Annotated in this window: 21 protein-coding genes; 7 read left to right on the plus strand and 14 right to left on the minus strand. The window is 65.6% G+C overall.

Translation table 11 applies throughout. From position 1 onward, the window contains the following. The first annotated feature begins 78 nt into the window (after positions 1 to 78). Positions 79 to 1,065 carry a magnesium/cobalt transporter CorA gene (gene corA / locus ACSFA3_RS15250; protein WP_435506330.1) on the plus strand — a complete coding sequence of 329 codons (987 nt, stop codon included), beginning with the start codon at positions 79 to 81 and terminating at the stop codon, positions 1,063 to 1,065. A 6-nt stretch (positions 1,066 to 1,071) separates the two neighbouring features. Here the strand turns inward: corA and ACSFA3_RS15255 are convergent, their stop codons facing one another. Genes ACSFA3_RS15255 through ACSFA3_RS15275 form a run of 5 tightly spaced genes read right to left on the minus strand, consistent with a single transcriptional unit; the run spans position 1,072 to position 6,496 of the window. Then, positions 1,072 to 1,797, minus strand: a complete 726-nt coding sequence (locus ACSFA3_RS15255) for a 5'-methylthioadenosine/adenosylhomocysteine nucleosidase (protein ID WP_435506331.1) — start codon at positions 1,795 to 1,797, stop codon at positions 1,072 to 1,074. Further along, positions 1,794 to 3,485: a long-chain-fatty-acid--CoA ligase gene (locus ACSFA3_RS15260; RefSeq protein ID WP_435506907.1), complete on the minus strand. Its 1,692-nt coding sequence runs from the start codon at positions 3,483 to 3,485 to the stop codon at positions 1,794 to 1,796. The genes ACSFA3_RS15255 and ACSFA3_RS15260 overlap by 4 nt, the downstream gene beginning before the upstream one ends. A gap of 2 nt (positions 3,486 to 3,487) precedes the next feature. After that, positions 3,488 to 4,993 carry an NAD(P)(+) transhydrogenase (Re/Si-specific) subunit beta gene (locus ACSFA3_RS15265; RefSeq protein WP_435506332.1) on the minus strand — a complete coding sequence of 502 codons (1,506 nt, stop codon included), beginning with the start codon at positions 4,991 to 4,993 and terminating at the stop codon, positions 3,488 to 3,490. Beyond that, positions 4,990 to 5,334 (minus strand): NAD(P) transhydrogenase subunit alpha part 2, encoded by a 345-nt coding sequence (locus tag ACSFA3_RS15270; RefSeq protein ID WP_435506333.1) that lies wholly within the window; start codon positions 5,332 to 5,334, stop codon positions 4,990 to 4,992. The genes ACSFA3_RS15265 and ACSFA3_RS15270 overlap by 4 nt, the downstream gene beginning before the upstream one ends. A 31-nt stretch (positions 5,335 to 5,365) precedes the next feature. Next, positions 5,366 to 6,496 carry a Re/Si-specific NAD(P)(+) transhydrogenase subunit alpha gene (locus tag ACSFA3_RS15275; protein WP_435506334.1) on the minus strand — a complete coding sequence of 377 codons (1,131 nt, stop codon included), beginning with the start codon at positions 6,494 to 6,496 and terminating at the stop codon, positions 5,366 to 5,368. A 326-nt stretch (positions 6,497 to 6,822) separates the two neighbouring features. Between ACSFA3_RS15275 and ACSFA3_RS15280 the strand changes: the two genes are divergently transcribed. Genes ACSFA3_RS15280 through ACSFA3_RS15290 form a run of 3 tightly spaced genes read left to right on the plus strand, consistent with a single transcriptional unit; the run spans position 6,823 to position 10,491 of the window. After that, positions 6,823 to 7,560, plus strand: coding sequence for a response regulator transcription factor (locus ACSFA3_RS15280; RefSeq protein ID WP_435506335.1), 738 nt, complete (start codon positions 6,823 to 6,825; stop codon positions 7,558 to 7,560). 55 nt (positions 7,561 to 7,615) lie between these two features. Continuing rightward, positions 7,616 to 10,006: a CHASE2 domain-containing protein gene (locus ACSFA3_RS15285; protein WP_435506336.1), complete on the plus strand. Its 2,391-nt coding sequence runs from the start codon at positions 7,616 to 7,618 to the stop codon at positions 10,004 to 10,006. A 5-nt stretch (positions 10,007 to 10,011) separates the two neighbouring features. Continuing rightward, positions 10,012 to 10,491, plus strand: a complete 480-nt coding sequence (locus ACSFA3_RS15290) for an NUDIX hydrolase (protein WP_435506337.1) — start codon at positions 10,012 to 10,014, stop codon at positions 10,489 to 10,491. A 1-nt stretch (position 10,492) separates the two neighbouring features. Here ACSFA3_RS15290 and mnmA read toward each other — a convergent pair whose 3' ends face one another. Beyond that, positions 10,493 to 11,638 (minus strand): tRNA 2-thiouridine(34) synthase MnmA, encoded by a 1,146-nt coding sequence (mnmA, locus tag ACSFA3_RS15295; RefSeq protein ID WP_435506338.1) that lies wholly within the window; start codon positions 11,636 to 11,638, stop codon positions 10,493 to 10,495. Between the two features lie 74 nt (positions 11,639 to 11,712). On the opposite strand from mnmA, the gene ACSFA3_RS15300 reads away from it, so the two are divergent. The 3 genes from ACSFA3_RS15300 to ACSFA3_RS15310 are packed head-to-tail and all read left to right on the plus strand — an operon-like array spanning position 11,713 to position 14,532. Continuing rightward, complete coding sequence (locus ACSFA3_RS15300) at positions 11,713 to 12,600, plus strand: acyl-CoA thioesterase (protein ID WP_435506339.1); 888 nt, start codon at positions 11,713 to 11,715, stop codon at positions 12,598 to 12,600. After that, positions 12,597 to 13,712, plus strand: a complete 1,116-nt coding sequence (locus ACSFA3_RS15305) for an NADH:flavin oxidoreductase/NADH oxidase (protein ID WP_435506340.1) — start codon at positions 12,597 to 12,599, stop codon at positions 13,710 to 13,712. The genes ACSFA3_RS15300 and ACSFA3_RS15305 overlap by 4 nt, the downstream gene beginning before the upstream one ends. Positions 13,713 to 13,725: 13 nt before the next feature. Next, positions 13,726 to 14,532, plus strand: coding sequence for a polyphosphate kinase 2 family protein (locus ACSFA3_RS15310; RefSeq protein WP_435506341.1), 807 nt, complete (start codon positions 13,726 to 13,728; stop codon positions 14,530 to 14,532). A 30-nt stretch (positions 14,533 to 14,562) separates the two neighbouring features. Here ACSFA3_RS15310 and ACSFA3_RS15315 read toward each other — a convergent pair whose 3' ends face one another. Genes ACSFA3_RS15315 through ACSFA3_RS15350 form a run of 8 tightly spaced genes read right to left on the minus strand, consistent with a single transcriptional unit; the run spans position 14,563 to position 20,189 of the window. Next, positions 14,563 to 15,183: a glutathione S-transferase family protein gene (locus ACSFA3_RS15315; protein ID WP_435506342.1), complete on the minus strand. Its 621-nt coding sequence runs from the start codon at positions 15,181 to 15,183 to the stop codon at positions 14,563 to 14,565. A 10-nt stretch (positions 15,184 to 15,193) separates the two neighbouring features. Beyond that, positions 15,194 to 15,790 carry a glutathione S-transferase N-terminal domain-containing protein gene (locus tag ACSFA3_RS15320; protein ID WP_435506343.1) on the minus strand — a complete coding sequence of 199 codons (597 nt, stop codon included), beginning with the start codon at positions 15,788 to 15,790 and terminating at the stop codon, positions 15,194 to 15,196. A 7-nt stretch (positions 15,791 to 15,797) separates the two neighbouring features. Next, the gene (locus ACSFA3_RS15325; RefSeq protein WP_435506344.1) at positions 15,798 to 16,214 is read right to left on the minus strand and encodes an ester cyclase; all 417 of its coding nucleotides are present in this window, start codon (positions 16,212 to 16,214) and stop codon (positions 15,798 to 15,800) included. 30 nt (positions 16,215 to 16,244) lie between these two features. Beyond that, positions 16,245 to 17,183, minus strand: a complete 939-nt coding sequence (locus ACSFA3_RS15330; RefSeq protein ID WP_435506345.1) for a glutathione S-transferase family protein — start codon at positions 17,181 to 17,183, stop codon at positions 16,245 to 16,247. Between the two features lie 9 nt (positions 17,184 to 17,192). Continuing rightward, a complete protein-coding gene (locus tag ACSFA3_RS15335) occupies positions 17,193 to 17,951 on the minus strand; it encodes an SDR family NAD(P)-dependent oxidoreductase (protein WP_435506346.1) in 759 nt (252 codons plus the stop codon). 17 nt (positions 17,952 to 17,968) lie between these two features. Then, on the minus strand, positions 17,969 to 18,724 hold the full coding sequence (locus ACSFA3_RS15340) for an SDR family oxidoreductase (protein WP_435506347.1): 756 nt from the start codon (positions 18,722 to 18,724) through the stop codon (positions 17,969 to 17,971). Then, the gene (locus ACSFA3_RS15345) at positions 18,708 to 19,430 is read right to left on the minus strand and encodes an ATP-binding cassette domain-containing protein (RefSeq protein WP_435506348.1); all 723 of its coding nucleotides are present in this window, start codon (positions 19,428 to 19,430) and stop codon (positions 18,708 to 18,710) included. The genes ACSFA3_RS15340 and ACSFA3_RS15345 overlap by 17 nt, the downstream gene beginning before the upstream one ends. A gap of 18 nt (positions 19,431 to 19,448) precedes the next feature. After that, complete coding sequence (locus ACSFA3_RS15350; RefSeq protein WP_435506349.1) at positions 19,449 to 20,189, minus strand: ABC transporter ATP-binding protein; 741 nt, start codon at positions 20,187 to 20,189, stop codon at positions 19,449 to 19,451. Positions 20,190 to 20,196: the final 7 nt, after the last annotated feature.

The raw sequence follows: 20,196 nt of genomic DNA on the forward strand, positions 1-20,196 counted from the left end.
TGTTGAAAGCGCCACCATCCTTCGCCCTCTTGCCATTTTCATGGCCATCGCGTCAGTTTTTCACGGGAGTGAGCCCACATGCTCAACATCTTCACGCTCGCCAACGGACGTCTGGTCCAGGAAGAGATCGAGGCGCTCGAAGAGCTTTCGCAGTTCCAGCCGATCTGGGTCGACCTCGAATCGCCGACGGTCGAGGAAAAGCGCTGGATCAAGCAGTACTACGGCCTGTCGATTCCCGAAGACGCGATGGACGAGGACATTGAGGAGTCCGCGCGTTTTTACGAGGAAGACAACGGCGAACTGCACATCCGCAGCGACTTTCTGATCGACGACGAAGACGACCCGCGCTCGGTGCGCGTCGCTTTCATACTGAACCAGCACAACGAGGAGTTGCGCAGCCGCGGCGTCCTGTTCTCGATCCACGACGAGGACGTGCCGGTGTTCCGTCTGCTGCGCATGCGCGCGCGCCGGGCACCGGGTCTGATCGAGGATGCGAAGGAAGTCCTGCTCAAGCTTTTCGACGCCGACGCCGAATATTCCGCCGACACACTCGAGAACATCTACGAAGAACTCGAGCGGGCCGGCAAGAAGGTGCTCGAAGGCAATGTGAGCGACGAGCTGGCCGGCGAAGTGCTCGGCGCCATCGCCCGCGAGGAAGACCTGAACAGCCGCATCCGCCGCAACGTGATGGACACGCGCCGCGCGGTGAGCTTCATGATGCGCAGCCGCATGCTGAATGCCGATCAGTTCGAGGAAGCGCGACAGATCCTGCGCGACATCGAATCGCTCGACAACCACACGGCTTTCCTGTTCGACAAGATCAACTTCCTGATGGATGCGACCGTCGGTTTCATCAACATCAACCAGAACAAGACCATCAAGATCTTCTCGGTGGCCAGCGTCGCGCTGCTGCCGCCGACGCTGATCGCGAGCGTCTACGGGATGAATTTCAAGTTCATGCCGGAGCTGGAATGGGAGTACGGCTACATGTGTGCGATTGCGCTAATGGTGGCGAGCGCGCTGGGACCGATGCTTTATTTCCGCCGCCGTGGATGGCTCAAATAGGCTCGCTCAGTCCAGTGGCAGGCGGCGCAGTAACGCGTTGACTATCGCGGCTGAGCTGGGGCTGGCTACCGTTCGGATGAAATCCAGGAAATCGCCGTGGGCGGCGTCGTCGGCACGGTCGGAAATGGTGCGTACGGCGGCGAACGGAATGCCGAAGTCGTGGCAGACCTGGGCGAAGGCGGCGCCTTCCATTTCCACGGCTAGTGCGTCGGGCAGTTCGGCCTGCAACGCGCGGGCCTCGGCGGTGGTGGAGACGAAGCGGTCGCCGCTGATCAGCAATCCGCGATGCACGCCCGCCTGCGGCATGGCCTCGCGCGCCGCGTCGACCAGCGCTGCGGCCAAGCCGGCATCGGCTGCAAAACGGCTGCGCCCGTACAAGGGCACTTCGTGGCGAGGAAAAAGCGGCATTGCATCCATGTCGTGCTGCAGGTATTCGCTGCCCACCACCACGTCGCCAACCCGTACGTCCCGACCGAGCCCGCCAGCCACGCCGGTGAAGACGACGCGGTCGACGCCGAAGCGCGTCGCCAGCACGGTCGCCGTCGTGGCGGCAGCCACCTTGCCGATGCGCGCCAGCACCGCTACGACGTCATGCCCGTGCAGATGCCCCTGCCAGAACTCGCGACCGGCAACCACGACCCTGCGCTCGTCGGGCATGAGCTCAAGCACGGCGGCTATTTCTTCATGCATCGCCGAAACGATGGCGATCGGAGCAGCGCCGGCAGGAGTCACTTCTTCGCGTCGCGCAATTCGCGCCGCAGGATCTTGCCGACCGGGGTCTTGGGCATGTCGTTGCGGAATTCAATCACCTTCGGCCGCTTGTAGCCGGTCAGGTTCTCGCGGCAGAAGTCGCGCACCTGCTGCTCGGTGAGAGACGGGTCTTTCCGAACGATCACGACCTTGACCGCTTCGCCCGTCTTGTCGTCGGGCATGCCGACCGCCGCGCATTCGAGCACGCCCGGAACCAGCGCGACGACTTCCTCGATCTCGTTCGGATACACGTTGAAGCCGGACACCAGGATCATGTCCTTCTTGCGGTCGACGATCTTGAAGTAGCCCCGCTCGTCGACCACACCGATGTCGCCGGACTTGAACCAGCCGTCGGCCGTCATGACTTTCGCAGTCTCGTCGGGGCGCTGCCAGTAGCCGGCCATCACTTGCGGCCCCTTGATGGCGATTTCTCCGGACTGGCCGGGCGGCACCGGTTGGCCATCGTCGTCGAGCAGCGTCATCCGGGTACCGGGCAGCGGCAGGCCGATGGTGCCGGTGTAGGCCTTGCTGTCGGTCGGGTTGCAGCTGACCGACGGCGAGGTCTCCGAGAGGCCATAGCCTTCGCAGATCGGACAACCGGTTTTCGCAAGCCAGAGTTTGGCGACCGCCGCCTGTACCGCCATGCCACCGCCGACCGAAACCTTCAGATTCTTCCAGTCGACGGTGTCGAAATCAGGATGGTTCGCCAGGCCGTTGAAAAGCGTATTGACCGCCGGAAAGCTGTGGAAAGTGTGCTTCGACAGCTCTTTCAGCGTTCCGGAGAGGTCGCGCGGGTTCGGGATCAGGATCGATTTGCCACCGGTCTTGAGCGACAGCATCATGTTCACCGTGAAAGCGAAGATGTGATACAGCGGCAGCGCGCAGACGCTGGCAGGTTGCTCGCCGGCAGGAATCTGCCGCATGGCGGGTTCGTTCCAGGCCTCGGACTGCAAGACGTTCGCCACGACGTTGCGGTGCAGCAGCACGGCCCCCTTGGCGACGCCTGTCGTGCCGCCGGTGTACTGCAGCACGGCGACGTCGTCGGGGCCGATCTGCACCGGTTTCGCAGAATTCGACGCGAGCAAAGCCTCGCCTTGCTTCAACGCCGCGTTGAAGCGCACCGCGCCGGGCAGCTCGTACGCTGGCACCAGTTTCTTGACGTTCCGCACCACGTAGTTGACGACTGCGCCCTTCAGCGCGCCCAGCCGATCGCCCATCGCGCCGAGCACGATGTGCTTCACCGGCGTCGACGACAGGCAGTGTTGCAGCGTGGCGGCGAAGTTCTCCATGATGACGATGGTCTTCGCGCCGCTGTCCTGCAACTGGTGCTCCAGTTCGCGCGGGGTGTAGAGCGGATTGACGTTGACCACGATCAGCCCGGCCCGCAGGATGGCCGCGACCGCCATCGGGTACTGCGGACAGTTCGGCATCATCACTGCGACGCGGTCGCCCTTGACCAGGCCCAGCCCCTGCAGATAGGCGCCGAATTCGCGGCTCCGGCGGCCGACTTCGGCATAGCCGACGTCTTTTCCAAGAAAGCTGTAGGCAGGGCGATCCGCGAATCTCTCGAAGCTCTCGTCCATCAGCGCGGCGAGCGATGTGTACCTGGAACCGTCGACATCGGCCGGAACGCCTTCCGGATAGCTGGCTAGCCAAGGTCGGTCTGCGATGCTCATTCGATCGCCTTGGTCATGTCCTCGACCACCTTCTTGGCATCGCCGAAGACCATCATGGTCTTGTCCATGTAGAAGAGCTCGTTGTCCAGGCCGGCGTAGCCCGCGGCCATGCTGCGCTTGTTCACGATCACCGTCTTTGCCTTGTAGGCCTCCAGGATCGGCATGCCGTAGATCGCACTGCCCTTGGTGTGCGCGGCAGGATTCACCACGTCGTTGGCGCCCAGGATGATCGCGACATCGACCTGTCCGAATTCGCCGTTGATGTCTTCCATCTCGAACACCTGGTCGTAAGGCACTTCTGCCTCTGCCAGCAGCACGTTCATGTGACCCGGCATGCGCCCAGCGACAGGATGGATCGCGTACTTGACGGTGATGCCCTTCTCGGTGAGCTTGGCCGCGAGCTCCTTCACCGCATGTTGCGCGCGGGCCACGGCCAGGCCGTAGCCCGGCACGATCACCACGGTTTCGGCATTGCTCAGCACGAAAGCCGCATCGTCGGCGCTGCCGGACTTGACCGGGCGCTGCACCGCGGCACCGGCGGCGGCTGCCGTCACGGCCTCGCCTCCGAAGCCGCCCAGGATCACGTTGAAGAACGACCGATTCATCGCCTTGCACATGATGTAGCTCAGGATCGCGCCCGAACTGCCCACCAGGGAACCCGCCACGATCAGCATCGCGTTGTTCAGGCTGAAGCCGATGCCCGCCGCCGCCCAGCCCGAATAGCTGTTGAGCATCGACACCACCACCGGCATGTCCGCGCCGCCAATCGGAATGATGATCAGCACGCCCATCGCAAAGGCCAGCGCCAGCATCGCGAAGAAAGCGGTCCAGCTTTCCGTCGCGACGAAGACGAGGCCCAGCGCGACCGTCAACAGCCCCAGTGCAAGGTTCAGCATGTGCTGGCCCCTGAAGGACACCGGCGTTCCCTGGAACAGCCGGAACCTGTACTTGCCCGACAGCTTGCCGAAAGCGATCACCGAGCCGCTGAACGTCAGCGCGCCGATGGCCGCACCCAGGAACAGTTCGAGCCGGTTGCCGTAAGGAATCGCATAGCGCAGGAAGCCGTCGATCAGCACCGTGCCTTCTGCGGTCACGGCAGCGCCGATCGTGGCCAGGACCGGCGGCGGCGTGATGCCGAAGGCCCAGGGCTCTGCCACCGCCGCGACGCCGATGAACACCGCCGCCAGGCCGATCATGCTGTGCATGAAAGCCACCAGCTCGGGCATCTTGGTCATCTCGACCTTGTTGGCCATGAAGGCACCGATGCCGCCGCCGACCACCAGTGCCGCCAGCACCCAGGCAATGCCGCTGCCGAAGCTCACGCCCAGCGTCCGAGCCTGGCCATGGATCAGCGCGATCGTCGTGAGCACGGCGATCGCCATGCCGCTCATGCCGAAGATGTTGCCCCGGATGGAGGTGGTCGGGTGGCTCAGTCCTTTCAACGCCTGGATGAAGCAGACGCTGGCCAGAAGGTATAGCAGCGTGACGACATTCATGCTCACGAGGCGTCTCCCTTGGCTGCGGATGCAGATGCAGATGCGCCCGGCGTCTTGCGCTCTTTCTTCCTGAACATCTCCAGCATTCGCCGCGTGACCAGGAAGCCGCCGAAGACGTTCACCGCCGCCAGCGCGACAGCCAGCACACCCATGGTCTTGCCGAGCGGCGTGGTGGTGAGCGCCGCAGCGAGCATCGCGCCGACGATGACGATGGCCGAGACGGCGTTGGTCAATGCCATCAGCGGCGTGTGGAGTGCAGGCGTGACGGTCCAGACTACGTGATAACCGACGTAGATCGCCAGCACGAAGATGATGAGGTTGATGACTGTGTGGCTGACGATTTCCATGGCTTGTCTCCTTGTTTTTTCTTTTTCGGTCTTACTTCTTGGTCACTTGTCCGTCGCGCGCAACCAGACAGGCGGCAACGATGTCGTCTTCGAGGTCGACCTTTAGGCCGCCGTCCTTCGGCAGGATCAGCTTCAGGAAATCCAGCACGTTTCGCGCATAGAGCGACGACGCATCCGCTGCAACGCGCGACGCCAGATTGGTCTCGCCGACGATCGTCACGCCGTGCTTGACCACCGTGCGGTCGGCCTCGGACAGCGGGCAGTTGCCGCCGACGCCGTTCGCGCCTCGGCCGGCCGCGATGTCGACGATCACCGAACCCGGCTTCATCGAACGCACCATCTCCTCGGTGATGAGCGTCGGCGCGGCGCGCCCGGGAATCAGCGCGGTGCTGATGACGATGTCTGCCAGCGCCACGCGCTTGGCGACCTCGATCTGCTGGCGCGCAAGCCAGCTCGCAGGCATCGGCCTGGCATAGCCACCGACACCGACCGCGGCTTCCCTCTCCTCATCCGTGTCATAGGACACGTCGATGAACTTGCCGCCGAGCGACTCGACCTGCTCCTTGACGCTCGGGCGCACATCGGACGCCTCGATGACCGCGCCCAGCCGCTTGGCCGTGGCGATCGCCTGCAGCCCGGCGACGCCGACGCCGAGCACGACGACGCGCGCCGCCTTCACGGTGCCGGCTGCCGTCATCAGCATCGGGAAGAAGCGCTGATAGAGATCGGCCGCGATCATCACGGCCTTGTAGCCAGCGATGTTGGCCTGCGAACTGAGCACGTCCATGCTCTGGGCGCGCGTGGTGCGGGGCGCGGCCTCCAGCGCGAAGGCTGTGGCACCGGCGTTCGCCAAGCGCGCCAGGCCGTCGGCATCGAACGGATTGAGCATGCCGACAACGACCGCGCCGGGGCGCAACAGGGCCGCTTCGGCGTCCGACGGCGTGCGCACCTTCAGGACGATCTCGGCGCCATAGGCGCTTGCCGCATCGGTGATCGATGCGCCGGCCGCTTCGTATGCGGCATCCGTCACGCTGGCCGACAACCCCGCGCCGGACTGCACACGGACTTCATGGCCCTGGGCGACCAGTTTCTTCGCGGTCTCATGGGTCGCGGCAACCCGCGTTTCTCCTGACGAGGTTTCGGTCGGAACGCCGATCAGCATGGGAAGTCTCCTCTGGCCGCGATTTGCGGCTTGTCTCGGTCAAGCTTACATGAAGCGTTTTTTTGTTACGTCGTGCGACAAGCTTGCGCGGAACCTACAAATATAAACAAATGTCAACACAAACCAGGCTCGCACGTTGAGTGAGTTGCAATGCCGCGTCTCCAAGGCCGGGCCGGTTTCGTGTCGCACGTTGAGCGAAGTTGTTGACATTTGTTAAAACTTCAGCTGGCGTTCAGCACACTACTTGAACATTCTGATGTCGAAGACTCGCGATTTTTAGCAGTGCTTCCACCTAGACTGCCGGGGTCACACAAAAAGGAAAAGAAATGCGTATCGCAGCGCTTGACGACGAGTCAGGCCAGAGGGACCTGATAAGGCTCACGATGGAAGGCCTGGGCCATGAATGCCACGGTTTTTCCGAAGGGAAAGCGCTTTTGCGCGAGTTGCGCCTGCAGACCTTTGACCTGCTGATCCTCGACTGGACGCTGCCGGACATGTCGGGCCCGGCTATCGTCAAATGGATCAGGGAAGACCTCAACAGCCGACTTCCGATCCTTTTTGTCACCAACCGCCGGGAAGAGGCGGACATGGTCGAGGGACTGACGGCCGGCGCCGACGACTTCATGGCCAAGCCGATCCGCATTGCCGAACTCGAGGCCCGCGTGCATGCGCTGCTTCGTCGCGCCTATCCGGCAAAGCACGAAACCGAGCTTGCATTCGGACCCTACTGTTTCTACCCACAATCTCGGACGCTGAAGGTCAAGGGAGAGGTTGCCGAACTGAAGCATCGCGAGTACGAGCTTGCGCTGTTCCTTTTCCAGAACCTCGGACGGCTGCTCTCCAGAGAGCACCTGCGCGAGGCGGTCTGGGGCCTGGGAACCGACACGCCTTCGCGATCGCTCGATACGCACATCTCTCGGTTGCGCACGAAGCTCGACCTGCGTCCGGCAAACGGTTTTCTGCTGTCGGCGATCTACGGACTCGGCTATCGGCTCGAAGCGATCGACGCGACGGCTTTCTCGGACATGCTGCGGGATCCGTCCGCGTCACAGACGACCACTTGATCCAGTCGCAAAGGCCATGAGTCGGAGCCGGCCACGCGGGTACCGGCTTCGCGCCGTGGCATGGCTTCATCGCCTGCGTCGCGAGGCCGCGTATCGCCTGCCGTGGTTTCTTCTGGCGCTCGGTCTCATCGTGCTCGTTTCGGCCGTCTCGCTGCTGCAGCCGATGCCGCATATCGACCGGGTGCTCCAGGACGCCGCCAGGGAAGAGACCCGCCAGCCGCCTTCGACCGACACCGTGATCGTGGCGATCGACGAAAAAAGCATCGCCGCACTCGGGAATTGGCCGTGGCCGCGCGCGATGCACGCCGAAGTGTTGCGTCAGATCGCGGCCGATGGCGCCCGTTGCACCGGTCTCGACCTGCTTCTGAACGAACCCGACAAGGACAATCCCGGCGACGATGCACGGCTGGCCGCAGCCATCGAAGAAGCCGGCTGCGTCGTGCTGCCGATGATGCTGAAGCCGGCATCTGCCGGGGCGCCCGGATCGCCCGGCTCGCAACCGGCAGTCGAACTGTTGCCGATTCCGATCCTGGCACGCGCCGCCGCAGGTGTCGGCCATGCGCATCTGGCCGTCGACGAAGACGGTGTCGCACGCAGCCTCTACCTGCGCGAAGGCTTCGCCGGCCGGTCCTGGCCGCACTTTGCGCTGGCAATGCAGCAGGCAACGGCTCGAGCGGCGGGCCAGGTATCGCCACCCGGGCCCGACGCATCGGTCGCCGCGCCACAGAAGCCCGGCCCCTGGTTGCGCAGCCAGCATCAGGTCATCGTCCTCACGACGGGGTCGCCTCCGTTTCGGACGCTGTCCTATATCGATGTGCTGCAGGGACGTGCGCCGCCCGGCACTTTCCGGGATCGCTTCGTACTGGTCGGCGCCACCGCCGCAGGCCTGGGCGACACCTACCCGATCTCCGCGCCGCAGGCTGTCAGTAGCCGACCGGGCGTCGAAATTTTCGCCAGCACGCTCCAGGCCATCCGGTTCCAGCGCAACATCGTCATCGCGACGCCCTGGCAGAACCTCGCCTACAACCTGATTCCGGTGGTCATCGCGCTGCTCGGCCTGCTCTGGCTGCGTCCGCTGGGCGTGGTCACCCTGATCTGTGCACTGGTGGCACTGCGGATGGGCGCCAACAATGCGCAACCGTGGCTGCGGATCCAGTTCGCGCCGGCGGCAGGTCTGCTCGGTCTGCTGCTGGTCTATCCGTTATGGAGCCTGATGCGGCTGAATGCCGCCGAGCGCTATCTGCGCTGGGGTACGAACCGGCTGAATGCGGCCATGGATGGCCTGCCCGCAGCGCCGCAGCGGCGGCCGGTCGGCGACTTTCTCGACCGTCAGATGTCGGCTTCGTCCGAAGCCGGACTTCGCATGCACGACCTGCAGCGTTTCGTGCGCGACGGCATCGACCACATGGCCGACGCCACGCTCGTGCTCAACCGCCACGGCCTCGTGCTGATCGCCAACAAGGCGGCCGCCCGCCATTGGCGCATGGCGCCGCAGCGGCTGATCGGACGCGACGTTCACGAACTCCTGGCCGATCTGCGCTGGAGCACCACCGGGGCGCCGATGGTGCCTCCGGGTGCGCTTAAGGCGCACGAACGGACGCCGATCCTGGGTGAAGGCGAGGACGAAGAGGGCCGGATCGTGTTGCTGCGTTGCGTGCCTTTCTTCGACACCGGCAACCAGCACGTCGGGTGGATGACGACGCTGATCGACATCACGACGACGCGGCATGCGCAGAGCCAGCGTGACGAAGCGCTCCGCTTCATCTCCCACGACATCCGCGAGCCCAGTGCGTCGATCCTGACGGCCATCGAACTTTCGCGCGGCCGACCGGACGCGCTGTCGGGCGCGGCGCTGCTCGACCGCATCGAACGCCATGCGCAGACCGGACTGGACCTCGCCGACGACTTCGTGAACCTCGCACGTGCCGAAGCACAGCCGTTCCGCGCCGAGGTGCTCGATCTGGTCGCGCTGATGCAGCAATCCATCGACGACGCCTGGGCGCTTGCACGAAAGAAGCAGTTGCGCGTACACCTGACCACCGACGTCGACGAGGCCCTTTGCGTGGCGGACCGCAGTCTGCTGACGCGCGCCCTAACCAACGTGCTGAGCAACGCGCTCAAATACGCACCGGTCGGCTCGGAAGTACCGTGCCGCGTCGTCCCCCACGACGGCCAGTGGGCCGTGAGCGTGCAGGACAACGGTCCGGGCATACCGGCCGCCTTGCAATCGCAGCTTTTCCAGCCTTTCAACCGGTTGCATCGCGACAGTCATCCCGAGGTGCAGGGCGTCGGGCTTGGGCTGCTGCTGGTGCGAACAGCCGTGCACCGGCACGGCGGAACGATCGAGATCGACAGTGCATGCGGCGCGGGCTGCACCGTCACGCTGCTGATTCCGGAACCGACTGCCGCCCAGTTGCACGCGCTGATGGCGGAAGACAAGGGATGAAAACGATGGCGTCTGCGCGCTGGAGACCGAACGTCACCGTTGCCGCCGTCATCGAGCGCGACGGGCGCTTCCTGCTGGTCGAGGAACGCACCTCGGACGGCCTGCGACTGAACACGCCGGCAGGGCACCTCGATCCGGGCGAATCGCCGGCCGACGGCTGCGCGAGAGAAGCGCTCGAAGAAACAGCGCACCGCTTCACGCCGACCGCGCTGGTCGGCGTCTACCTGGCGCGCTCCCGGCGAAACGATGAGGACATCACCTATCTGCGATTCGCTTTCAGCGGCACGCTGGGCACCTTCGAAGTCCAACGTGCGCTGGACGAAGGCATAGTGCGCACGCTGTGGATGACACCGGAAGAGATTCGGTCCAGCGTCGAGCGCCATCGCAGCCCGCTGCTGCTGCAGTGCATCGAGGATCACGTGGCCGGCCGGCGCTATCCGTTGTCGCTCATCCACACCGACTCATCGGTGACGTCGATCCTCTAGATCACGCGGCGCCGATCGCGCCCGAGATCACGCCGCCGCCGAGGCAAATCTCCCCGTCGTAGACCACCGCCGACTGACCCGGCGTCGCCGCCCACTGCGCAGCGTCGAAGTCAAGCCTGAACGCACCGTCGTCCGATGCGACGTAGCGGCAAGCCGAATCGGCCTGCCGGTAGCGGGATTTCGCCGCATACGCACCCGGCGCCGGCGGGGTGCCGGCGACCCAGCTCGCATCGTCCGCATCGAGAGCCTGCGACAGCAGCCACGGGTGATCGTGGCCCTGCACGACCCACAGGGTGTTGGCCGCCATGTCCTTGCGGGCGACGAACCACGGCGCGTGCTCGCCGGCACCGCGCATTCCGCGTGCCTCGATCGCCTTCAGTTCCGCGCCCTTGGCCTTCAATCCGCCGATGCCGAGCCCCTGGCGCTGGCCGAGCGTGTAGAAGCTCAGGCCCTGATGCTCGCCCAGCGTGCGGCCGCGCTCGTCCTTGATCGGCCCCGGCGCCTTGGAGATGTAGCGATTGAGGAAGTCGCGGAACGGCCGCTCGCCGATGAAGCAGATGCCGGTCGAATCCTTCTTCTTCGCGTTCGGCAGGCCGATCTCGTCGGCGATGCGGCGCACCTCCGTCTTGTGCAGTTCGCCGACCGGGAACAGCGTCTTGGACAGCTGCGCCTGGTTCAGGCGATGCAGGAAATAACTCTGGTCCTTGGCCGGGTCGAGGCCCTTGAGCAACTGGTGCGCCTGCGTCGCGTCGTCGAAGCGTACGCGGGCGTAATGGCCGGTCGCGATCTTCTCCGCACCGAGGCGCATCGCGTGGTCGAGGAAGGCCTTGAACTTGATCTCGGCGTTGCACAGCACGTCCGGGTTCGGCGTGCGTCCGGCCTGGTATTCGCGCAGGAATTCGGCGAAGACGCGGTCCTTGTAGTCGGCCGCGAAGTTGACGTGCTCGATCTCGATGCCGAGCACGTCGGCCACGCTGGCCGCGTCGATGAAGTCGATGTTCGACAAGCAGAATTCGCTGTCGTCGTCGTCTTCCCAGTTCTTCATGAAGATGCCGACCACCTCGTGGCCCTGCCGTTTGAGCAGGTGCGCCGTGACCGCGGAGTCCACCCCGCCGCTCAGGCCCACCACGATGCGCTGCTTTTTCATAGGGCGTCGATTGTCCCAGCCCGCGCGTCCCGCAGGCGCTGGCACTGTTTTTTGACCTTTGCTATGGTCGAAAGATGAACTCAGCCACCGAAGCCAGCCTCGTCGACGATCTCGTGGGGCTGCTGCAGCTGTCGCCGCTGGGTGACGATCGCTTCCGTGCAGAGAGCCAGGACATCGGCACGCCGGTCGTGTTCGGCGGTCAGGTGCTCGGGCAGGCGCTGATGGCCGCGAACCTCACGGTCGACGCCGACCGGCCGGTGCATTCGATGCACGCCTACTTCCTGCTGCCGGGCGAACACGCACCGATCGATTATTCGGTCGAGCGCGTGCGGGACGGCCGCAGCTTCACGACGCGGCACGTGGTGGCACGCCAGCAGGACCGCATCATCTTCGAGATGTCGGCATCGTTCCAGACGCACGACGACGGCATCGAGCACCAGCAGCCCATGCCCGAAACCGCGCCGCCCGAAGGTTTGCGCAGCGACTACGAACGCAGGCTTGCGATCGGCGACCGACTCTCCGACCGGCTGCGCACTCGGATCCTGCATCCGCACGGCATGGAATTCCGCGCCGTCGACGACGACGATCTGCTCGCACCGAAACCGCAGCCTGGCGAGCGTTCGATCTGGATGCGCACCGTCGCGCCGCTGCCGGACGATCCGATGCTGCATCGCGCGCTGCTCGCCTATGCATCGGACCACGGACTGCTGGTCACCGCCCTGCGCCCGCACGGCATGAGCTATCTGCAGCCCGGCATGCGGCTCGCCAGCATCGACCACGCGATGTGGTTCCACCGCGATTTCCGCATGGACGACTGGCTGCTCTACCGCATCGATTCACCCAACGCCAACGGCGCCCGCGCACTTTGCCGCGGCAGCGTCTTCACCCGCGACGGCCGGCTTGTCGCCTCGACAGCGCAAGAAGGCATGGTTCGCGTCCGCAACTCACCATCCACTTCATGACCCAACTCTTCACACCCCGCAAGCTCGGCCAGCTCACGCTCGCCAACCGCATCGTCATCGCGCCGATGTGCCAGTACTCGGCCGAGGACGGCAACATGACCGACTGGCACCTGATGCATCTCGGCCAGCTGGCTTTCTCGGGCGCGGCCCTGCTGATCATCGAAGCCTCGGCGGTGGAGGCCATCGGGCGCATCACGCCTGCGGACGTCGGGCTCTATTCGGACGACAACCAGGCCGCGATGGCTCGCGTGCTGAAGGCCGTCCGCACCCATTCGCGCATGCCGATCGCCATTCAGCTTGCCCATGCCGGCCGCAAGGCATCGAGCCATGTGCCGTGGGCCGGCGGTCAGGCGTTGAAGGACAACGAAGGCGCCTGGGAAACGGTCGGCCCGTCGGCCCTGCCGCAAGCGCCCGGCGATCCGGTTCCGCTGGCGCTGGACGCTGCAGGCCTGACGCGCGTGAAGGACGCCTTCGCAGAATCCGCCAGGCGTGCCCATGCGCTCGGCTTCGACGCCATAGAACTGCACGGCGCGCACGGCTATCTGCTGCATGAATTCATGTCGCCGCTCGCCAACCAGCGCGCCGACGAATACGGCGGCTCGGTCGAGAACCGCATCCGCTTTCCGCTGGAGGTCTACGACGCGGTGCGTGCGGCGGTGCCGGAGTCGATCCCGGTCGGCATGCGGATTTCGGCGACCGACTGGGTCGATGGCGGCTGGGATGTCGAACAGAGCTGCGTACTGGCAGAAGCGCTGGCGGCGCGCGGCGGCGCCTTCATCCACGTTTCGTCGGGCGGCGTGTCTCCGCAGCAGAAGATTCCGCTCGAACCCGGCTACCAGGTGCCGATGGCCGAGCGCATCAAGGCGGTCGCAGGCGAGATGCCGGTCATCGCGGTCGGGCTGATCACCGATCCGCAGCAGGCCGAGGACATCGTCGCCGCAGGCCAGGCCGACTTCGTCGCGCTGGCCCGCGCGATGCTGTTCGAGCCGCACTGGCCGTGGCGCGCGGCGATGGAACTCGGCGCGCAGGTCGAGGTGCCGCCGCAGTACTGGCGCTCGCAACCGCGCACGGCCAAGGCGCTGTTCGGCGAAGCGCGCATCGGCAGCCGCTGAAAGGAACGATGCGATGACCAGCTTCAAGAAGTACCGCATCGGCGGCAAGGTTTCTCTCGGCGACATCGACCCGGACGCGAAGCCTTTCATGACCGGCGACAAGGCGACGGAGCAATCCGTGCTCGATGCGCTGTCGCTCGAACTCGACGACCTGCAGAACCTGCTGCATGCCGAAGGTCGCCGCAAGGTGCTGCTGGTGCTGCAGGGCACCGACACCAGCGGCAAGGACGGGACGGTGCGCTGGGTGTTTTCGCGCACCTCGCCGCTCGGCGTGCGCGTGGCCGCCTTCAAGGCTCCGTCGCTCGACGAGCAGGCGCACGACTTTCTTTGGCGCTGTCACGCGGTCGTGCCGCGCACCGGCGAGATCGGCGTCTGGAACCGCAGCCATTACGAAGACGTTCTGGTGCCAGTGGTCGAAGGCTGGATCGACAAGAAGGCGACGCAGCGTCGCTATGCGCAGATCAACGACTTCGAGCGCCTGCTGACCGAGACCGGCACCGTCGTGCTCAAGTGCATGCTGCACATCGGCAAGGACGAGCAGCGCGAGCGGTTGCAGGAACGCATCGACGATCCGGCCAAGCACTGGAAATTCAGCATGGGCGATCTCGATGCGCGCAAGAAGTGGGACAGCTACCAGCGTGCCTATGCGCGGGCGCTGGACGCAACCTCGACCGATCACGCACCCTGGTATGTGATTCCGGGCAACAGCAAGACGCATCGCAACCTGATGATCGCAAAGCTGCTGGTACAGACGCTCAAGGACATGAAGCTGTCCGTGCCGCCGCCGGACCCGGCGCTGAAGGGGCTGGTGGTCAGCTGAACCGGCAGGCAGCCGTGGCCGCTACCGGGCTCAGGCCCTGGGCATGTCGCGGGGTCGCGTGCTTGCGAAAGACGCCCGAGTCCCTGCGCTCGCGGCCAGCGCATCCAGCGCCGGAATGGCCGGAACCCAGATCGCCTCGGCAAAGCGGAAGCGGATGTAATCGACCAGCACCACAGCTGCGATGACCGCGAGATCGGCGGTCTCTTCAGCAAGCAGCGGCGGATCGCTCTCCAGGCGTTCGAGCGCCTCGACGATCGAACGCCTGCGACGCAATCCGAGCGGCGACTCGTCCACTGCAGGATCGAGACGACGGCCGATGATGATAGACGCGGCCGCGTCGATCGCGCCCATCGCAATGCCTGCCTTCGAGATTGCGACACCGGGCGCCGGCCCCAGCAACGACGGGGCCGGATGCTGCGTTTCGAGCCACAGCACGATCAGCAGGCTCTCGGTGAGCGGCAGCCCGCCATCGAGCACCATTGCCGGCACGCGCGCACTCGGATTGGCCGCCAGCAAGCCCGGGGCGTCGGTCCACGGATCGGTCAGCGCACCGTCGATATCGGCGAAGCCCTTTTCCGCGAGCGCCACACGGGCGATGCGCGCATAGGGCGACGTCGTGCTGTAGTAAAGGCAAAGGCGCGGCGGGCGCATCGTCGATCCTTCAGGCATGCGGGGCGCTGGTGAGAAACGACGGCCGCGCGCGCAGTTGCGAAACCAGCGCGCTGAGCGCAGGCGACTCCGGAAGCCAGTCGGCCTCGGCGAACCGGAAGTCGAGATAGTCGAAGGCGACGACGGTCGCTATGGCGTCGATCGTCGGCGTGCCGTCCGTGTAGGTCGGCGGATCGCTTTCCAGTCGTGCAAGGCCTTCGGCCATGGACCGCCGCCGCCGCAGGCCGACCGGCGCGGTATCGAAGGACGCGTCGGTGATCTTCCGGCCGATCAGCGTGTGCACGGCCGCGTCGATCACGCCCATCGCGATGCCGGCGCGCGAAATCACGGCGGTCGCGTCTTCGCCCAGCAGCGAAGGCGACGGCGTCCGGTGTTCCAGCCAGAGAACGATCAGCAGCGACTCGGTCAGCGACCTGCCGCCGTCGACGATCAGCGCCGGCACGCGCGCGGCCGAATTGACGTCCAGCAATCTCGCGGCGTCGCTCCACGGGTCGACGATCTCGACCGAAGTGTCCGCATGACCTTTCTCGGCCAGCGCGATGCGTGCGATCCGCGCATACGGCGAGGTGGTGTTCAGGAACAGATGCATCGCGATGTCACGCCGGCAGCGCGCCAAGTTGTTTGAGCATGCCCAGGTTGTCGAGCAGGGCCCAGTGCTCGACCAGGACGCCGTCGCGGATCTGGAACAGGTCCAGCACGGCGATGTCGATCTCGCGGCCGGTCGGCGCCATGTCGCCGAACGCGCCGGTATGCGTGCCGCGCACACGCAGCCGCACCAGCACCTTGTCGCCCTCGGCGACGAAATCCTCCAGCGGCAACGCCATGTCGGGGAAGGCCGGCAGCAGGGCGTCGTGAAGCTGCGCCACACCCTCGGGGCCGCGCACCTCGAAGGGCAGGCCGGGATCGTGGCGCACGAAACCCGGCGCGATGTGTTCGGTCATCCACGCCGTGTCGCGCGCCAGGAACGCGGTGAAGTAGTCGCGGCACAGTTGCTTGTTCGATTCGGTGTCCATCGTGTGTCTCCGGAATGACGAGAGTGGAGTTCAGGCCGGCAGCACGTCGAAGCCGAGCCGTGGGAAATGCAGATGGAGATCGCCTGCGTCGGGATCGCGCCGGTGGATCACGATCTCGTCGGCACTCGCGGCGACCAGCGTGCCGGCGACCGGAACGCGCGCGTTGTCGTCGGGCCTCACGACGACCGCGTCGCCGGCCCGCAAGCCGCCGATATCGCCATCGGGTTGCAGATGCGTCGGCGTCGCCGGGCTTGCATCCCGTGCGCTCGCGAACGCGTCTTCGGCAGACATCGATTCGGGCGTACCGTGCCCGAGCGCCGCGATGCGGTCGTACCAGCCGGGAAGCGGCCCGTCGATGCCGAGCATTGCGTCGACATCGGCGGGACAGTTCTTGCGCAACAGGAAAATCGTCTGGTAGCAGGCCAGGTCGAGCGCACCGGGCCGCTCGCCGAGGATGAACCTGCGTCCATCGGCGAGCGCCGCCTTCAGCCACGCGTAGTGGGCGACCACCCGCTGGCGGTACAGCGGCAGCTCCGGCGCCATCGCTTCCTTGCTGATGTCGACCATGAGATAGCTCTCCTTGCGGTCCTTCAGGAACTCCGCCGGAATGTGCTCGCCGATGAAGTGCGTCAGCACGGCGATCGACGGAATCCACAGCGCGCGCTCCCAGGCAAATCCGAGCCCGCGCGCGACGCCTTCGGTGCCGTCCGGATACAGGCTGGCATGCGCCGGCGAGGGGAACAACCGCTCCAGTGTCGGAAGGATGATGTTCGTATCGCAATAGATGTCGGCGCCGATCTGCAGCACCGGCACGCGCCGGTAGCCGCCGGTCAGCGGCTCCAGCAACGGGCGCGGCGGCATGCCGGCGATGTCGACGGAGCGGTAGGCCAGACCCTTCAGGCCGAGCGCCAGGCGCGCCTTTTCCGAAAACGTCGAAAAGGCGTAGTGATGGAGGATGAGGTCGCTCATGGTGGGCGGTCAGTACATGATGTGGCCGCCGTCGACGACGATGGTCTGGCCCGAGACGAATCCGGCGAGATCGGACAGCAAGTACAGCGCGGTGCCGACCAGGTCGTCCGGGCGCTGCTCCCGCGATATCGCGCGCGCCTTCAGGAAACTCTGCTGCCATTCGACCGGCCGGTCCTTCGTGGCATCGGTGATGACGAAACCGGGCGCGATCACGTTGACGCGCACGCCGTTCGCGCCGCATTCCTTGGCCAGTCCCTTGGTCATCGACAGCACCGCGCCCTTGGTCGCGACGTAGTGCAGATAGCCCGGCTGGCCGGCGACCGCCACGACCGATGCGATGTTGACGATCGAGCCGCTGCCGCGTTCGCGCATCGCCGGCATCACCGCCTTGCAGCATTGCCACACGCCCTTCACGTTGACGGCAAAGATGCGGTCCCAGATCGCGGGATCGAGCTCCTCGAACGGCGTCAGCTTCACCTCGCGGAAGTAGGCCGCGTTGTTGACGAGGCCGTCGATGCGGCCGAAGCGGTCGAGCGCCGCCTGCGCCATGGCGCGCGTCGATGCGTCGTCCGCCACGTCGACGCGCACGGCCAGCGCCTTGCCGCCCGCTTGCTCGACGAGGGCGACGGTTTCGTCGGCGGCGTTCATGTCGGCGACGACGACGTTGGCGCCCTGTGCGGCACATCCGACGGCGAATGCCTGGCCGATGCCGGTGGCGGCGCCGGTGACGACGATGGTGCGGCCCGAAAGCAGATCGTGTGTGGTCATGGTGGGTTCTCCTTAATTCAGACCGTGCGGCCGCCGTCGACCGGCATTTCGAGGCCGGTGATGAACTCGGCGGCGTCGGTCGCCAGGAACAGCGCCACGGCGGCGACGTCCGATGCGCGGCAGAGCCGGCCCAGCGGAATGGTGGCGATGAAGCGGGCGCGGTTCTCCGGTGTATCGGGCATGCCCATGAACTTTTCCAGCAGGCCGGTTTCGCCCATCACCGGACAGATCGCATTGACGCGGATGTTGTCCGGCCCGAGTTCCACCGCCAGCGACTTCGACAGCAGATTGACCGCACCCTTGCTGCCGTTGTACCAAGTCAATCCCGGGCGCGGGCGGATGCCGGCGGTCGAGCCGACGTTGAGCATCACGCCCTTGCGCTGCTTGCGCATGAGTGGCACGACCGCTCGGGTCATGTGGAAGATGGACTTCACGTTGACGGCGAACATCCGGTCGAACGTCGCTTCGTCGATCTCCATCAGCGGGCTGTTCTTGTGCGTCGTGCCCGCGTTGTTGACCACGATCTCCGGCGTGCCGAAGGCGTCGACGCAAGCCGCGACCAGCGCATCCACATCCGGCCCGCTCGACACGTCGCAACGAACGAACAAGGTGTCGTTCCCGAGCTCCCGGGCGAGCGCCTCTCCCCTGGCTGCATCGAGATCGGCGATGACGACCTTCGCGCCCTCGGCGACGTAAGACCGGACGATGCCCTCGCCGAATCCGGCTGCGCCGCCGGTGACGATGGCGATCTTTCCTTCAAGCTGTCTTGTCATATGAATCCTGTGTACGAATGGAGACGATCGGAATGTGCATGGAAGGCGGCACCTCGAGCGACAGTTCGCCGCGTTCGAGGACCAGGGTTTCGCAATCCACGCGGTCGAGCAGGGAGCGGTTCGACTCGGTGATGACCACGCAGAGCTCGGGACGCAGGGTGAACAGCCGGCTCAACGATTCGGCGTATTGCCGTGCCAGCGCGGGCGCGAGTCCCTGGAACGGTTCGTCGACCATCAGTAGCCGGGTGCCGACCATCAGCGCACGGGCCAGCGCAGCCATCTTTCCCTGCCCGCCAGACAGCGCAGCCGCCGAGCGAGGCAGCATTTCCTCGATCTGCGGTACGACCTGGACGACCTCCTGGACACGCCGGTCGATGTCCGCGTTCTTCATGCCGATGGCCTCGCACGGCAGCCGGAGATTGGCCAGCACGGTCATGGTCGGGAACATGACGCGCTCCTCGGGCGCGTATCCGATGCCGAGACCGGCCCGCGCATGGGGCGGCTGCGCCAGAAGGTCGGTTCCCGCGAGCTGGATGCGTCCGGTGCGGGGCGCGGCGAATCCCATGATGGTCCGCAGCAGCGTGGTCTTTCCCGCGCCGTTTCGCCCGACCACCGCATAGGTGGCGGCCGATTTCAATTCGACCGACAGGCCGCGAAGGACCGGAATGCCGGCGATATCGACGGAAAGGTTCTCGAGTCGGAGCATGGCGCCTGGGTCGCTCTCTCAATGCCCGAGCACGACGGATCGCACTTCGGGGTTGTTCATGACGACGCCGGGCGGTCCGTCCGCGGCGATGCGTCCGGAGATCCAGGCGGCGACCCGGGTCGCGTACCGCTCGACGATGTCAACGTCGTGCTCGACGAAGATCGACGTGACCTTGCGTTCGGCCAGCGCATTCATGATGGTCGCCATCAGCGGATGCTTCTCGTCGGCCGCGACGCCGCTGGTGGGCTCGTCCATGATCAGGAGCTTCGGGCGCAGCACCAGCGCCATCGCGATGTCCAGCAGCTTGCGATGCCCTTCGGGCAGGCTGCCGCACAGGTCGCCGGCACGCGCGCTCAGGCCGACGACTTCCAGCGTGTGGTCGATTTCCGCTCGCGACACGCTGTCCGACATCCTGCGGAAGATGCCGAGCCGGCGCCCGCGCGCCGCCACCGCGAGCTCGATGCTTTCGCGGACCGAATGCTCCAGGAAGAGTTGCGGCAGCTGGAACGAACGCCCGATGCCGAGCCGGACGATGTCCCTCGGGTCGAGGCCCGTGATGTCCCTGCCGTCGAAGGCGATGGTTCCGGCGGCGGGCTTGATGTAGCCGGTGACCATGTTGATGAAGGTCGTCTTCCCTGCGCCGTTGGCACCGATGACGGCCAGTCGTTCGTCCGCCTGCAGATCGAAGTCGTAGCCCGACGCGACGACCACGGCACCGAAGGAAAGCGTCAGTCCGCGGACCTGGAGCAATGCAGTCATGGGCGCT

It is taken from the genome of Variovorax glucosi (genome assembly GCF_051216695.1).
Lineage (GTDB): Bacteria > Pseudomonadota > Gammaproteobacteria > Burkholderiales > Burkholderiaceae_C > Variovorax.